This is a genomic window from Stenotrophomonas sp. 1337 (assembly GCF_031455455.1).
GTDB lineage: Bacteria > Pseudomonadota > Gammaproteobacteria > Xanthomonadales > Xanthomonadaceae > Stenotrophomonas > Stenotrophomonas indicatrix.
Genome location: NZ_JAVDSR010000003.1, coordinates 25,017 through 39,109 on the forward strand (window position 1 = coordinate 25,017; position 14,093 = coordinate 39,109).

General features: G+C 63.8%; 14 protein-coding genes. 8 read left to right on the top strand and 6 right to left on the bottom strand.

Going from position 1 to position 14,093, the window contains the following annotated elements; genetic code table 11:
• Positions 1–25: 25 nt before the first annotated feature.
• The 3 genes from J2X70_RS06115 to J2X70_RS06125 all read right to left on the bottom strand — a co-directional run bounded on the left by J2X70_RS06115 (position 26) and on the right by J2X70_RS06125 (position 2,428).
• Positions 26–370: a hypothetical protein gene (locus J2X70_RS06115; protein ID WP_032978830.1), complete on the bottom strand. Its 345-nt coding sequence runs from the start codon at positions 368–370 to the stop codon at positions 26–28.
• A gap of 14 nt (positions 371–384) precedes the next feature.
• The gene (locus tag J2X70_RS06120) at positions 385–621 is read right to left on the bottom strand and encodes a hypothetical protein (protein ID WP_227417103.1); all 237 of its coding nucleotides are present in this window, start codon (positions 619–621) and stop codon (positions 385–387) included.
• A 289-nt stretch (positions 622–910) separates the two neighbouring features.
• Positions 911–2,428, bottom strand: coding sequence for a fumarate hydratase (locus J2X70_RS06125; protein ID WP_025876754.1), 1,518 nt, complete (start codon positions 2,426–2,428; stop codon positions 911–913).
• Positions 2,429–2,575: 147 nt separating this feature from the next.
• Here J2X70_RS06125 and J2X70_RS06130 point away from each other — a divergent pair, with 147 nt between their 5' ends.
• The 6 genes from J2X70_RS06130 (at position 2,576) to J2X70_RS06155 (ending at position 8,287) form a co-directional block, all read left to right on the top strand.
• The gene (locus J2X70_RS06130; RefSeq protein ID WP_309909460.1) at positions 2,576–3,460 is read left to right on the top strand and encodes an RNA polymerase sigma-70 factor; all 885 of its coding nucleotides are present in this window, start codon (positions 2,576–2,578) and stop codon (positions 3,458–3,460) included.
• A 57-nt stretch (positions 3,461–3,517) separates the two neighbouring features.
• The gene (locus tag J2X70_RS06135) at positions 3,518–3,982 is read left to right on the top strand and encodes a hypothetical protein (protein ID WP_144435780.1); all 465 of its coding nucleotides are present in this window, start codon (positions 3,518–3,520) and stop codon (positions 3,980–3,982) included.
• 282 nt (positions 3,983–4,264) lie between these two features.
• Positions 4,265–4,729, top strand: a complete 465-nt coding sequence (locus tag J2X70_RS06140; RefSeq protein WP_133119350.1) for an Imm26 family immunity protein — start codon at positions 4,265–4,267, stop codon at positions 4,727–4,729.
• Between the two features lie 169 nt (positions 4,730–4,898).
• Positions 4,899–5,348, top strand: a complete 450-nt coding sequence (locus J2X70_RS06145; RefSeq protein ID WP_032978827.1) for a carboxymuconolactone decarboxylase family protein — start codon at positions 4,899–4,901, stop codon at positions 5,346–5,348.
• Between the two features lie 208 nt (positions 5,349–5,556).
• Complete coding sequence (locus J2X70_RS06150; protein WP_025876751.1) at positions 5,557–7,428, top strand: ABC transporter ATP-binding protein; 1,872 nt, start codon at positions 5,557–5,559, stop codon at positions 7,426–7,428.
• A gap of 79 nt (positions 7,429–7,507) precedes the next feature.
• The gene (locus tag J2X70_RS06155; protein WP_049466610.1) at positions 7,508–8,287 is read left to right on the top strand and encodes a ferredoxin--NADP reductase; all 780 of its coding nucleotides are present in this window, start codon (positions 7,508–7,510) and stop codon (positions 8,285–8,287) included.
• A 67-nt stretch (positions 8,288–8,354) separates the two neighbouring features.
• Here the strand turns inward: J2X70_RS06155 and J2X70_RS06160 are convergent, their stop codons facing one another.
• The gene (locus J2X70_RS06160) at positions 8,355–8,834 is read right to left on the bottom strand and encodes a glutathione peroxidase (protein ID WP_140225774.1); all 480 of its coding nucleotides are present in this window, start codon (positions 8,832–8,834) and stop codon (positions 8,355–8,357) included.
• A gap of 160 nt (positions 8,835–8,994) precedes the next feature.
• On the opposite strand from J2X70_RS06160, the gene J2X70_RS06165 reads away from it, so the two are divergent.
• Both J2X70_RS06165 and J2X70_RS06170 read left to right on the top strand, forming a co-directional pair.
• Positions 8,995–11,163, top strand: a complete 2,169-nt coding sequence (locus tag J2X70_RS06165; protein WP_309909465.1) for a M3 family metallopeptidase — start codon at positions 8,995–8,997, stop codon at positions 11,161–11,163.
• A 376-nt stretch (positions 11,164–11,539) separates the two neighbouring features.
• On the top strand, positions 11,540–12,007 hold the full coding sequence (locus J2X70_RS06170; protein WP_309909467.1) for a hypothetical protein: 468 nt from the start codon (positions 11,540–11,542) through the stop codon (positions 12,005–12,007).
• A gap of 68 nt (positions 12,008–12,075) precedes the next feature.
• Here J2X70_RS06170 and cfa read toward each other — a convergent pair whose 3' ends face one another.
• A complete protein-coding gene (gene cfa, locus J2X70_RS06175) occupies positions 12,076–13,191 on the bottom strand; it encodes a cyclopropane fatty acyl phospholipid synthase (RefSeq protein ID WP_059064639.1) in 1,116 nt (371 codons plus the stop codon).
• Positions 13,192–13,210: 19 nt separating this feature from the next.
• The gene (locus J2X70_RS06180) at positions 13,211–14,092 is read right to left on the bottom strand and encodes a DUF3298 and DUF4163 domain-containing protein (protein ID WP_105165031.1); all 882 of its coding nucleotides are present in this window, start codon (positions 14,090–14,092) and stop codon (positions 13,211–13,213) included.
• Between the last annotated feature and the right edge of the window lies 1 nt (position 14,093).

Consider the following 14,093-nt stretch of genomic DNA (forward strand, 5'->3'; position numbering starts at 1 on the left):
ATTATGCGCGCTGTCCCCGGCGTGGTCAGCCGCAGGTACTCATGCAGGTATCACGACGCTCGCCGCAGCCCATCATCGGTGCGCGCAGCGTGCAGTCGTGCGCCTTCAACTCGCAGGAACGGCGCAGTTCCGGATGCTCGATGTCCTTGCAGCGCTGGTCCGGCGTCGGTGCCACCTGCTGCTCGCAGCTGGACTGGCGGCTGCCGATCCCCTGGCCTTCGGCCATGCAGCTGCGATAGCTGGCCTGGCACTGCATCTGGCACTGGGCACCGGCGCTGAAGCCGCCCCCACCGCCATACGACGAAGATGACGTACTGCAGCCGGCCATGACCAGCAGGGTGACAAGGGAAAGGCTACGCAACAGGTTCACAGGACGCTCCTTGTTCAATAGACCGGAAGACTGCCAGAAGAACGGGTTTCGCTCACCGATCCGCCGCAGTCGAGTACACACTGCGCCCGGGTCGCATCGCAGGCGCGCGTGTTGGCTGCGGTGGCGCAGTATGCGCCGGCGCCACGTGCGCCCTCGCAACGATGCCGCATCTTCTCGTCAGCGATGTCACTGCATCTGTCGATGACGCGCTCCTTGTCCGACTGACAGCTCTGCTGCGCCATCTCGGCCATCGAACGTGCCTGATCCGCGCACTGCATGTGCCGCTGCGTACACCCCGCTGCACACACGCGGCCGGCCTCGCTGGTGGGTTGCTTGACGTAATACTGCGGCGCGCAGCCCGCCATCAAGGCAAGGGCGACTGCGGCGAAAACATTGCGTATTCCTTGACGCACAAACAGCTTCCCTTGCCTGGCAACGCGCACACCCTAGCAAAGCCGCGCGGTTGCAATCGTTAAACGAAGAACGGCGCCACCCGGGCGCCGTTCTGAAATCGGACGGACGTGGTCGACGCCGCGCCGATCATTCCACCACGACAGGAATCTTGCCGATGCGGGCCTGCCACTCGCGCGGGCCGGTCTTGTGCACCGACTCGCCGGTGGAATCGACGGCCACGGTCACCGGCATGTCTTCCACGGTGAACTCGTAGATCGCTTCCATGCCCAGGTCCGCAAAGCCGACGACCTTGGCCGCCTTGATCGCCTTGGACACCAGATAGGCCGAACCACCGACGGCCATCAGGTAGGCCGACTTGTGCTTCTTGATGGCCTCGATTGCGGCCGGACCGCGCTCGGCCTTGCCGACCATGCCCAGCAGGCCGGTCTGTGCCAGCACCTGCTCGGTGAACTTGTCCATGCGGGTGGCGGTGGTCGGACCGGCCGGGCCTACCACTTCGTCGCGCACCGGATCGACCGGGCCGACGTAGTAGATGAAGCGCCCCTTCAGATCGACCGGCAGTTCCTCGCCCTTGTTGAGCATGTCGACCATGCGCTTGTGCGCGGCGTCGCGGCCGGTCAGCAGCTTGCCGTTGAGCAGCAGGGTCTGGCCCGGCTTCCAGCTGGCCACGTCTTCCGGGGTGATCGTGTCCAGGTCCACGCGGGTGCCCTTGGACGCGTCGTAGGTCAGCTTCGGCCAGTCTTCCAGCGACGGCGGATCCAGCATCACCGGGCCGCTGCCATCCAGGGTGAAGTGCGCATGGCGGGTGGCGGCGCAGTTCGGGATCATCGCCACCGGCAGGTTGGCCGCGTGGGTCGGGTAGTCGTTGATCTTGATGTCGAGCACGGTGGTCAGGCCACCCAGGCCCTGCGCACCGATACCCAGTGCGTTGACCTTCTCGTACAGCTCCAGACGCAGTTCCTCGATGCGGTTGGACGCACCACGGGCCTGCAGCTCGGTGATGTCGATCGGCTCCATCAGCGCTTCCTTGGCCAGCAGCATCGCCTTCTCGGCAGTGCCGCCGATGCCGATGCCGAGCATGCCCGGCGGGCACCAGCCCGCGCCCATGGTCGGCACGGTCTTCAGCACCCAGTCGACGATCGAGTCGGACGGGTTGAGCATGGCGAACTTGGTCTTGGCTTCCGAACCACCGCCCTTGGCGGCAACGATCACCTCCACGGTGTTGCCCGGCACCACCTTGACGTTGACCACGCCCGGGGTGTTGTCCTTGGTATTGATGCGCTTGCCGGCCGGATCGGCCAGCACCGAAGCGCGCAGCTTGTTGTCCGGGTACAGGTAGGCGCGACGGATGCCTTCGTTGGCCATGTCCTCCACGCCCATGGTGGCGTCATCCCAGCGCACGTCCATGCCGATTTCCAGGAACACGGTGACGATGCCGGTGTCCTGGCAGATCGGCCGATGGCCTTCGGCGCACATCCGCGAGTTGATCAGGATCTGCGCGATCGCCTCCTTCGCTGCCGGCGACTCCTCGCGCTCATAGGCGGCGGCAAGGTTCTTGATGTAGTCGACCGGGTGGTAGTACGAGATGTACTGCAGCGCGTCGGCGACGGACTGGATGAGGTCTTCCTGCTTGATCGATGTCACGGATTGCTCGCTTGCTGAAGGCTGGCGGGGGTAATCCGCCCATTTTACCCCCTCCCTCGACCGTGGGGTGGTGGTGCCGGCCGCTGGCCGGCAAGATCCGACCCTGCCCTCTGTCACGCCGCGCCCCGCTGGCGCGTCCTTGCTCACATGAACGCCGAAACCGCCTTCCAGACCCACCGCCCACGCCTGATGGCGCTGGCCTACCGCCTTCTTGGCAGCCGCAGCGACGCCGAGGACGTGGTCCAGGACGCCTGGCTGCGCTGGGCCGGCAGCGATTCGGCCGCCATCGTCGACCCCGAGGCCTGGCTGGTGACCACCACCACCCGGCTGGGGCTGGACCGGCTGCGGGCAGCCAAGCGTGAACGCACCCACTATGTCGGGCCGTGGCTGGCCGAACCGCTGGCGATCACCCTCGAACCCGACCCGGCGCCCGGCCCCGCGCAGCTGCACGCGCTGGCCGACGACGTCTCCGTGGCCTTCCTGACCCTGCTCGAACAGCTCGGACCGGAGGAGCGCGCCGCCTTCCTGCTGAAGGAAGCCTTCGACCACGACTACCGCGAGATTGCCGAGCTGATCGGCCACAGCGAGGCCAATTGCCGCCAGCTGGTGCACCGGGCCCGGCAGCGCCTGCAGTCTGGGCGGCCGCGCTTCAATGCCGATGCCAGCCAGCACCGGCAACTGCTGGCGCGTTTCATGGACGCTTCCCAGCGTGGCGACAGCGAGGCCATCCAGGCGCTGCTGCATGCCAACGCGCTGCTGGTTTCCGATGGCGGTGGCGTGGTCACCGCAGCGGTGCGACCACTGCGGGGTGCCGAGCGTATCGGCCGCCTGTACTGGGCCATCGCCCGTCGCGGCGCGGCGCATCCGGCACAGCTCGGCTACGTCAATGGCGAACCGGCGATCCTGCGTTTCGAAGGCGACCACCTGCACTCGATCACCACCATCGAGGTGGTCGATGGCCGCATCGCCAATCTCTACAGCGTGCTCAATCCGGCGAAGCTACCGCGTATTCAAGGCGCACTCGTCGATTAGACATACGGACTTGGACTTGGGCAATCTGTCAGCGCAATTGAACGGAAATTGACAGCAATGAATCCCCAAAAACCAACAAAGAGAATCAAGGTGAACGTTGGTGATGTATTTGCCGTACCCCTTGATAAAGACGACCTTGTTTTTGGCTACGTGCGCACTTACCAGGATCCGGACGTAGCGATCCTTCCATTCATTTCAAAGGGCAGAATGCTTCGTGAATGCGAACTTCCCACATTGGAGAGCTTCATGGATGTACTGACCATTCGCGCCGCCATTGAAGGAGGTGACTGGCCAAGAATCGCCTCTTTTCCTTTTCCGAATGCAGAATCAACTTGGGCACCACCAAGAAGGCAACTATCGACGATCCGTCCGGATGTCAGGCTCGTGGTAGTCAAGGGCAATTTTGTTCCTTCTAAAGAGTATGGCGAATGGGACTCTCTTCCCGCGCTCATCAAAGCCGACATTGACCAGTTGAAATCACTGATCCTCACGTCAGCACCCGAATTCCAAATGATCACCTGAGTGAGATGCATCACGACTCGATGCCACTACAAGAGTCTTTGAGGCCGATGCGCGCATCTAGAGTCGCATTTCGCGCATTCAATATGTCGCTTTTAACAGTTGGGTGTCACGGACGGGAACGGTGCGGCGTCCTGGTAGTGAAAGGCGGTCACCGTGGAGCCAAAATGTCCGACATGCACAGCGTGTTGAATCCGGAAAAGCTGCAGGGAGTTCAAGATGTCATCTAGGCCCACCGGGCTGGAATAGGGCAACATCTTTCCATCTTGGAGAATTAAGCCAACAATGATTCAGAAAAAGCCAAAAAGAAGAATCAGGATAAATGCCGGAGAAATTTTCGCCGTTCCTCTATCAGCTGATGAATTGATCTTTGGCTATATTCGGGCCTATCAAGACCCGGATGTCGCGATACTCCCGTTCATCTCGAAAGGCAGAATGCTAGACGAGCATGAGATTCCTACACTTGAATGCCACTTGCACGTTGCGTCGCTCCGTGTCGCCATGGAAAGAGGCGAATGGCCTCGAATTGGCAGGATTCCATTCGAGGATGGGAATTCTTCATGGCCTCCACCTAGAAAGCAGATCATTGACTTCAGACCTGATGTTCGTCTCGTCATCGTAAAAGGGAAACTTGTGAGCTCAGATCGTTACGGAGAATGGGAAAATCTTCCGGAGATGCTCAGGCGTGACGACGACGGCCTGAAGCAACTCATAATAGATGCGAAGCCAGGCTTTCTAGAGGTCAAATAGATACTTCGCCGTCCGTAGAATTTCGATAAGCTTTGATGCCATGAAAGACAAGCAGGCTAAGCCGCATTCAGCACTCTAGGTTGTCGTTTTAGCCCTCTCTGTCACGGACGGGAACGGAGCGGCGTCCTGGTAGTGAAAGGCGGCCATGGTGGCCGCCGTGGAGCTGAAGATGTCCGACCACGCCTCTCCCCGCGTTCCCTACACCCGCCTGGCCGCCGAGGCCTTCAAGGGCCTGCTGGCCACCAGCAAGGCGGTGCATGACAGTTCGATCGATCCGACGTTGATGGAACTGGTGTTCCTGCGCGTGTCGCAGCTCAATGGCTGCGGCTACTGCATGGACATGCACGGCACGGCGCTGCGCAAGGGCGGCATCGAGCCGCGCAAGCTGGATACGCTGCCCGCCTGGCACGAAAGCCGGTTCTTCGACGACCGCGAGCGCGCGGCGCTGGGCTGGGCCGAGGCGCTGACCCGGTTGACTGATGGCGCACCGTCGCAGGCGGCGTTCGATGCGCTGGCACCGCACTTTGATGAGAAAGGCATCAGTGACCTGAGCATGGGCATTGCAGTGATCAATGCCTGGAACCGGCTGGGGGCTGGACTGTTGCCACCGCTGCCGTGATTCTCGGCGGGGCCAGTCTCGCGCTGGCCTCGGTAGATCCACGCCATGCGTGGATGTGGGTGGGTCCAGCCCTTCGCATTGCGAAGGGCTCTGACCCGATTCGGGCCGATGGGGTCAGAGCCCTTTGCACAGCAAAGGGATCCGACCCCGTGCGGCCACACGGCTGCCCTGACCCCACCTGCACGTATCAGGCGCGCACAATGGCGGCATGCCCGCCTCTCCCATTGCCGGCGCTGCCGGCGCCAAGAAACCCAGCCTGCGCCAACGCTTCAAGGCGATGCGCAACCTGCCACCGTTCCTGCGCCAGGTGTGGCAGACCAGCCGCGCGCTGACCCTGGCCAGCCTCGGCCTGCGCCTGATCCGTGCGCTGCTGCCGGTGGCGATGTTGTACGTCGGCAAGCTGATCATCGATACCGCCCTGCATCTGAGCCAGCACGGAGCCGGTTTTCCGCCGATGGGCGAGGCGCTGTCCAGCGGCCTGCTCAATCCACTGCTCGGCCTGTTGGCACTGGAATTCGGCCTGGCGATCGCCTCGGACCTGCTCGGTCGGCTGGTCAGCTACGCCGATGCGCTGTTGTCGGAGCTGTTCGCCAACGCCACCAGCGTGCGCCTGATGGAACATGCGGCGACCCTGGACCTGGAGGATTTCGAGGACCCGGACCTGCAGGACAAGCTGGACCGCGCACGGCGCCAGACCATGGGCCGGATGAACCTGATGAGCCAGCTGTTCGGCCAGGTGCAGGATGCGATCACCGTTGCCAGCCTGGCCGTCGGCCTGCTGGTCTACGCACCGTGGCTGATCCTGCTGCTGGCGCTGGCGCTGGTGCCGGCCTTCATCGGCGAGTCGCACTTCAATGCGGCCGGCTACAGCCTCAACTTCCTGTGGACGCCGGAGCGCCGCCAGCTGGACTACCTGCGCCAGCTCGGTGCCAGCGTGGAGACGGCCAAGGAAGTAAAGATCTTCAACCTGCACCGGTTCCTGGTCGACCGCTACCGCAGCCTGTCGGCGGCACTGTTCCTGGCCAACCGCGCGCTTGCCCGGCGGCGGGCGTTCTGGGGCACGTTGCTGGCCGCGCTGGGCACGCTGGGCTACTACACCGCGTATGCGTATATCGCCTGGCGCACGGTGCGTGGCGATTTCTCGATCGGTGACCTGACCTTTCTCGCCGGCAGCTTCCTGCGCCTGCGCCAGTTGCTGGAAGGCCTGCTGATCGGGTTCTCGCAGGTGGCCAGCCAGGCGCTGTACCTGGACGACCTGTATTCGTTCTTCCAGATCGAACCGGAAATCCATTCGCGAAAGGACGCGGTGCGCGTGCCGCAGCCGATCCGCGAGGGCTTCGTGTTCGAGGACGTGGGCTTCCGCTACCCCGATGCCGAGCAATGGGCCGTGCGCCACCTGGATTTCCACCTGCACGCGGGCGAAGTACTGGCGCTGGTCGGCGAGAACGGCGCGGGCAAGACCACCCTGGTCAAGCTGCTGGCACGCCTGTACGAACCGGACGAAGGCCGCATCCTGCTGGATGGGCGCGACCTGCGCGACTACGACCTGGACGACCTGCGCGCCAATCTGGGCGTGATCTTCCAGGATTTCGTGCGCTACAACCTCAGCGCCGGCGAGAACATCGGTGTCGGCCAGGTCGAAGCGATGGACGACCGCGCGCGGATCTCCGATGCCGCCCGCCGCGGCATGGCCGAGGAAGTGATCGCTGCCCTGCCCGGCGGCTACGACCAGCAGATCGGCCGCCGCTTCCAGCAGGGCGTGGACCTGTCCGGTGGGCAGTGGCAGAAGATCGCCATTGCCCGTGCGTGGATGCGCGATGCACAGGTGATGATCCTGGACGAGCCCACCGCGGCACTGGACGCCCGCGCCGAGTTCGAGGTGTTCCAGCGGTTCAGGGAATTGGCGGATAATCGTACGGCAGTGCTGATTTCCCACCGCTTCTCTTCAGTACGCATGGCCGACCGCATCCTGGTGCTGGCCGATGGCCGGATCGAAGCCAGCGGCACGCACGAGCAGCTGATGGCACAGGGCGGCCGCTATGCCGAACTGTTCGAACTGCAGGCGGCCGGTTATCGCTGAGAACGCCTCTCGTTCCGCCTAATGAGAACCTGTCTCATTTGAGATAGAATTGTCCCGACGACTTCCGATAGATACGCCCATGTCCTCCGCTTTCGGCGCCGAAACGGTGCTTGAGGTCCGCCACTGGACCGACGCCTACTTCAGCTTCACCCTCACCCGTGACAGCGGTTTCCGCTTCGAGAACGGCCAGTTCGTGATGATCGGCCTGGAGACCGATGCGCGGCCGCTGCTGCGCGCGTACTCCATCGCCAGCGCCAACTGGGAAGAACAGCTGGAATTCTTCAGCATCAAGGTGCAGGACGGTCCGTTGACCTCGCGCCTGCAGCACATCAAGCCAGGCGACAAGGTACTGGTCGGCAAGAAGCCCACCGGCACCCTGCTGATCAGCGACCTGCACCCGGGCAAGCACCTGTACCTGCTGGGCACCGGCACCGGCCTGGCGCCGTGGCTGTCGGTGATCAAGGACCCGGAGACCTACGAGCGCTTCGACAAGGTGATCCTGTGCCACGGTGTGCGCTACGAAAAGGACCTGGCCTACCGCGATTATTTCGAGAAGGAACTGCGTGAGCATGAGTTCCTGGGCGAAATGGTCGGCGACAAGCTGCTGTACTACCCGGCGGTGACCCGCGAGCCGTTCCCGAACCAGGGCCGCCTGACCTCGCTGATGGAAAGCGGCGAGATGCAGCGCACGCTCGGCCTGCCCGAGCTGAGCCCGGAAAACGACCGCGCGATGATCTGCGGCAGCCCGCAGATGCTGGCCGACCTGCGCACCGTGCTGGACAGCCGTGGCTTCCAGACTTCGCCGCGCATCGGTACGCCCGGGCACTACGTGTTCGAGCGCGCGTTCGTCGAGAAATAAGCCGCCTCGGTAGCGTCGGGCCATGCCCGGCGGATATCGGTCGCCGGGCATGGCCCGGCGCTACCGGTCACAACACCGCCTCGATGCCGCCGCGCAACTGCTCCGGCTTGGTGGTCGGCGCATAGCGATCCACCACCTGGCCCTGGCGATCGACCAGGAACTTGCTGAAGTTCCACTTGATGCGGGCGATACCCAGCAACCCGCGCTTCTCATGAGACAGCCATGCCCACAGCGGGTCGGCACCCTCGCCATTGACCTCGATCTTCTGCGACAGCGGGAAGCTGACCGGGTAATCGATCGAACAGAACTGGCGGATCTGCGCGGCATCGCCCGGCTCCTGCGCGCCGAACTGGTTGCAGGGAAATCCGATCACCACCAGGCCGCGATCACGATAGTCCTGCCACAGCTGTTCCAACCCGGTGTACTGCGGGGTAAAGCCACAGCGGCTGGCCACGTTGACCAGCAGCAGCGGACGGCCCTGGTACTGTGCCAACGCCTGCGGCTGGCCTTCAAGGTCACGGAAGCTGAAATCGTAGGCAGTGGTCATGGCGGATGGCCGTGGGCGGTGATTGCATGGTACCCGGGCAGCCACCCATGGGGGTGGCCCTGCTGCGGGGCGGCTTTGCCAACATGCCTTTTGACACAAGTGCGGGCGCGCCGGGCCGGGTTACCCTCGGGCCCTTGTTTGCCTTACCGGAGTATCGACCTTGACCACCCGCCTTGCCCTTGCCGTGGCCATGACCCTCGGCCTTGCCCTGCCCGCCTATTCGGCCAGCGCCGCCGCCCCGGCCACCGCTACCAATGCCCAGCAGGCCAATCCGTTCTTCGCCGACAGCCCGCTGCCGCTGCATTTCCCGCAGTTCGACAAGATCAAGGACAGCGACTTCGCCCCGGCCTTCGACGCCGGCATGGCGCAGCAGCTGAAGGAAGTGGAGGCGATCGCCAACACCAAGGCCAAGCCGACCTTCGACAACACCATCATCGCCCTGGAAAAGAGCGGTGACACCCTGGACCGCGCGACCACCGTGTTCTTCAGCCTGGTCGGCGCCGACACCAACGACACCCGCAAGAAGCTGCAGGCCGACTATTCGGCGAAGTTCGCCGCGCACAGCGATGCGATCGCGCTGAACGGCAAGCTGTTCGCGCGCATCCAGGCGCTGTATGACAGCCGCACCACCCTGGGCCTGGACGCTGAAGGCGTTCGCCTGGTCGAGAAGTACTACGACAACTACGTGCGCGCCGGCGCCAAGCTGTCCGAGGCCGACAAGACCAAGCTGAAGGAAATGAACGCCGAGCTGGCCAACCTCGGCACCAAGTTCAGCCAGAATGTGCAGTCGGAAGTGAACGCTTCGGCGATCACCGTCAACGACGTCAAGGAACTGGACGGCCTGTCCAAGGAGCAGATCGCCGCTGCCGCCGAAGCCGCCAAGGCCCGTGGCCTGGACGGCAAGTACGTGATCACCCTGCTCAACACCACCGGCCAGCCGCCGCTGACCAACCTGGCCAACCGTGCCCTGCGCCAGAAGATCTACGAAGCGTCCACCACCCGCGGCAGCCGCGGCGGTGAGTTCGACAACACCGCGCTGGTCGCGCGCATCATGCAGCTGCGCGCCGACAAGGCCAAGCTGATGGGCTTTGCCAACTTCGCCGCCTACAACCTGACCAACCAGACCGCCAAGACCCCTGAAGCGGTCAATGCGATGCTGGGCAAGCTGGCCCCGGCAGCGGTGGCCAACGCCAAGCGCGAAGCCGCCGACCTGCAGGCAATGATCGACCAGGAACAGAAGGCCGCCGGCAAGCCGACCTTCAAGCTGGAGCCGTGGGACTGGGCCTTCTACAGCGAGAAGGTGCGCCAGGCCAAGTACAACTTCGACGAATCGCAGCTGAAGCCGTACTTCGAGATGAAGAACGTGCTGGAGAACGGCGTGTTCTTCGCCGCCAACCAGGAATTCGGCCTGACCTTCAAGCAGCGCACCGACCTGCCGGTCTACCACGATGACGTCACCGTCTATGACGTGTTCGATGCCGACGGCAGCCAGCTGGCGATCTTCATCTTCGACCCGTACGCACGCGCCTCCAAGCGCGGCGGTGCGTGGATGAACTCGTACGTCTCGCAGTCCAAGCTGACCGGTTTCAAGCCGGTGGTGGCCAATCACCTGAACATTCCCAAGCCGCCGGCCGGCCAGCCGACCCTGCTGACCTGGGATGAAGTGAGCACCACCTTCCACGAGTTCGGCCATGCCCTGCACGGCATGTTCTCGAACGTGAAGTATCCGTACTTCTCGGGCACCGCGGTGCCGCGCGACTTCGTCGAGTTCCCCTCGCAGGTCAACGAGATGTGGGCCGACAATCCGGCCATCCTGAAGAACTACGCCAAGCACTACCAGAACGGCTCGGCAATGCCGCAGGCACTGCTGGACAAGGTGCTGGCCGCGGCCAAGTTCAACCAGGGCTTTGCCACCACCGAGTACCTGGGCGCCGCCATGCTCGACCAGCGCTGGCACCAGATCGGCCCGGACCAGGTCCCGGCCGCCAAGGACGTGATGGCCTTCGAGCACGCCGCGCTGGAGAAGGACGGCATCTACTATGCGCCGGTTCCGCCGCGCTACAGGACCCCGTATTTCAGCCACATCATGGGCGGCTACTCGGCCGGCTACTACGCCTACATCTGGTCGGAAGTGCTCGACGCCAACACCCAGAAGTGGTTCCGCGACAACGGCGGCCTGAGCCGCAAGAACGGCGACCACTTCCGCGCGACCCTGCTGTCCAAGGGTGGCAGCGTGGATGCGATGCAGCTGTTCCGCGATTTTGCCGGCCACGAGCCGCAGATCGAACCGCTGCTGGAAAAGCGTGGCCTGACCGGCACCGGCAACTGATCGTCGGCACCGCATAGCGTGAAACGAAAACCGCCCGGGAGACCGGGCGGTTTTTTTTTCGCCGGGGGCAGACCTGGCGCATTGCCGATGCTGGCCTTTTACCCGCTGTCGCATTCGCCTCTTGCCATGACGTAGGTGCAAGAAGATGGCCGCGTCATATACCCCTCATTCAGCCAGATACAGCAGTTCGCGACACCGCTTGTCGCAAATCAAATGGAGTTGTCAGGAGAAGATCATTCCACGACGAAATTTGACAGTGGCCCCAGAACGCGCGGTGCCGCTTGTGGCCCACTCGGCCCCGACCGACCACGGAGGGAGGCGAGCACAGGAGGTGCGAACGCCAGTCAATCGTCCTGACTTCCCGTTGTGAAAAAACATGAAAATGCGCTTCAAAGCTCCCTTGCTGTCTGCCAGCGTGCTGGCTGGCATCGCAATCTTTTGTGCATCCCAGGCCATGGCTGCAGGACGTGCGTACGACACGCAGGAGGTTGCCTGCAACGATCCGGCAGATGCGGTCTGTCTGTCGTGGAACCTGCAGACCGCTCCGGGCGGATCCCGCACGGCCGGCATCAATGTGACGCTGATGGAGGGCGAGAGCATTTCCGGCGTCGTCAAGCCCAAGGCAAACCGGTACACGACGACCAAGCTGCGCGCCAATCCCGACCTGGACATCTACATTGGCATGGGCTTTGAACCCACCGAAACGCAGTTCACCTGCAAGGTCGATGAGCTCGAGGAATGCCGCATGAGCGGACGCAATCTGCCGCCGATGCACTTCAAGGTCAGAGCCCGAACCGACACGGCCAACACGTCGTTGGGATACGTCTACACCGTCGCCAACTGACGCAAGGGTGATGCCGCAGCAGCCCGGCAAGACGGCGGGCTGCTGCGGTTGCGCGCCTCCGCCGGCGATCACCGCGGCGCTACATATCCCCCGGGCACGCCCTCCGGCGACAGCACCAGCTGCCACAGCTGCGCATGCCGGCAGCGGAAGCTGGCCATCGATCCGGCCAGATAGAAACGCCACATGCGCCGGAAATGTTCGTCATAGCGCGCGTCCAGCCGCGGCCACGCCGCTTCCACGTTGCGCCGCCAGGCTTGCAGCGTCAGGTCGTAGTCGGTACCGAAGTTGTGCCAGTCCTCCAGCACGAAGCGCCCTTCGAACGCCCGGCTGATCTGCACCGCCGACGGCAGCATCGAATTGGGAAAGATGTAGCGGGCGATCCACGGATCGGTGCGGTGACGCGAAATGTTGCTGCCGATGGTATGCAACAGCAGCAGTCCCCGCGGCGAGAGGCAGCGCCGGGCCACGTCGAAAAAGCTGCGGTAGTTCTTGTCGCCCACGTGTTCGAACATGCCGATCGAAAAGATCGCATCGAAAGGTTCATCAAGTTCGCGATAGTCCTGCAACCGGATCTCGATCGGCAGGCCAGCGCACAGCTTGCGGGCGAAGTCGGCCTGCTCCTGCGAGATGGTGATGCCCACGCCACTGACACCGTATCGTTCGGCGGCGAACTTCAGCGCCTCGCCCCAACCGCAGCCGATGTCGAGCACGCGTTGCCCGGGACGCAGCCCCAGCTTGCGGCACACCAGGTCCAGCTTGGCTTCCTGCGCGCCATCCAGATCGTCGGCATTGCGCCAGTAACCACAGCTGTAGACCAGGCGCTGGCCAAGCATCGCCTGGTACAGGTCATTGCCAAGGTCATAGTGGCGGCGGCCGACTTCGTAGCTGCCCGCCCCGGACTGCAGGTTGAACAGGCGCGCCTTCAAGGCGTCGGCCACCTCGCGCCAGCCGTGCACCCGTTCGTCCAGGTGCGCCTGCATCAGGTGGTACAGGAACTCGTCGAGGACGTTGGCATCCCACCAGCCGTCCATGTAGCTCTCGCCCAGGCCGAGTGACCCGTGCGCGATGACCCGCGCGAAGAAACGCGGGTCATGCACCTGGATATCCTGCGGCCGGGTTCCATCGATCTGGACCCCGGCCTCGTGGAGCAGGCCGGTGACCCGCTCCTGCAACCCTGTATCCACGTCACCTCCTCGTCTACGGTTACCCGCGTGCGAACAGCTCCACGTAGTCCTTGGCCACGTGTGGCAACAACACCGAAGCCGGCACATCGGCGGTCTGGGTGCCGTCCGAGTATGGACCCACCTGGTAGGGCGGGAACACGAAGCGCAGCGCGGTGATCTGTCCCTTGTCGTCGGTCAGCGGCTGGAACTGGCTGAAGTTGTCGGCCTGCGGACCGGTGCCGTCGGCGATCATCCGCGAGGCATTGCGCAGCGATTCCTGCAGCTGCGACGGGTCCATGTCCTCGCCGCTGAGGCGGGTGGCCACACGCTCGCGCAGCTGGTCGGCGACGAAATCGCTGATCGCTTTCCATCCCTTGGCATCGGCCACCAGCTTCTCGGCGCTCAGCATCTGCTGCTGCGCGGGCAGCCACACGAAACGAGCAACCAGCGGTTCGCCATGGGCGCCGCCGGTGTAGCGGCTGCCGTCGGCACTGACCACCACCAGCTGCGGCGTCTCCAGCAGCTTCTCGAAGCTCAGCGACAGCTCATAGGGCATGGTCGGCTTGTCGTTGCCCAGCCCGTCCAGCGCCTGCTGCAGATCGCTGCGGGCGGAGGTGGCATAGGCCTGCAGCGCGCGTGCCAGGCCCGGATAACGATCGATGCCCGCCGGGTAGCTGATGCCGACCACTTCACGTTCGTTGTTCTCGATCACATCGCGCAGATCCAACGGCGCTTCCGCCGCGGGTGCCTCGGCGGTGCCGGTGGTTTCGGCCGCAGGTGCGGCATCGGTGGCCGGAGCCGCCTCGTTCTCGCGCTGGCAACCGGCCAGCAACAGCACGCCCATAGCGCCGGCCAGCACGCTGGCGTGCAGTGGCCGGTTGTTTCCAATCTTCATCGGGATCCCCTGTTCATGTTCATGCATC

Bases quoted from the DNA above. Each gene is read 5' to 3' on its own strand.
- J2X70_RS06135 (WP_144435780.1), top strand. From the start codon at position 3,518: ATGAATCCCCAAAAACCAACAAAGAGAATCAAGGTGAACGTTGGTGAT.
- J2X70_RS06145 (WP_032978827.1), top strand. From the start codon at position 4,899: ATGTCCGACCACGCCTCTCCCCGCGTTCCCTACACCCGCCTGGCCGCC.
- J2X70_RS06160 (WP_140225774.1), bottom strand. From the start codon at position 8,834: ATGACCACTGCCTACGATTTCAGCTTCCGTGACCTTGAAGGCCAGCCG.
- J2X70_RS06140 (WP_133119350.1), top strand. From the start codon at position 4,265: ATGATTCAGAAAAAGCCAAAAAGAAGAATCAGGATAAATGCCGGAGAA.
- J2X70_RS06180 (WP_105165031.1), bottom strand. From the start codon at position 14,092: ATGCATGAACATGAACAGGGGATCCCGATGAAGATTGGAAACAACCGG.
- J2X70_RS06130 (WP_309909460.1), top strand. From the start codon at position 2,576: ATGAACGCCGAAACCGCCTTCCAGACCCACCGCCCACGCCTGATGGCG.
- J2X70_RS06155 (WP_049466610.1), top strand. From the start codon at position 7,508: ATGTCCTCCGCTTTCGGCGCCGAAACGGTGCTTGAGGTCCGCCACTGG.
- J2X70_RS06170 (WP_309909467.1), top strand. From the start codon at position 11,540: ATGAAAATGCGCTTCAAAGCTCCCTTGCTGTCTGCCAGCGTGCTGGCT.
- J2X70_RS06120 (WP_227417103.1), bottom strand. From the start codon at position 621: ATGGCCGAGATGGCGCAGCAGAGCTGTCAGTCGGACAAGGAGCGCGTC.
- J2X70_RS06150 (WP_025876751.1), top strand. From the start codon at position 5,557: ATGCCCGCCTCTCCCATTGCCGGCGCTGCCGGCGCCAAGAAACCCAGC.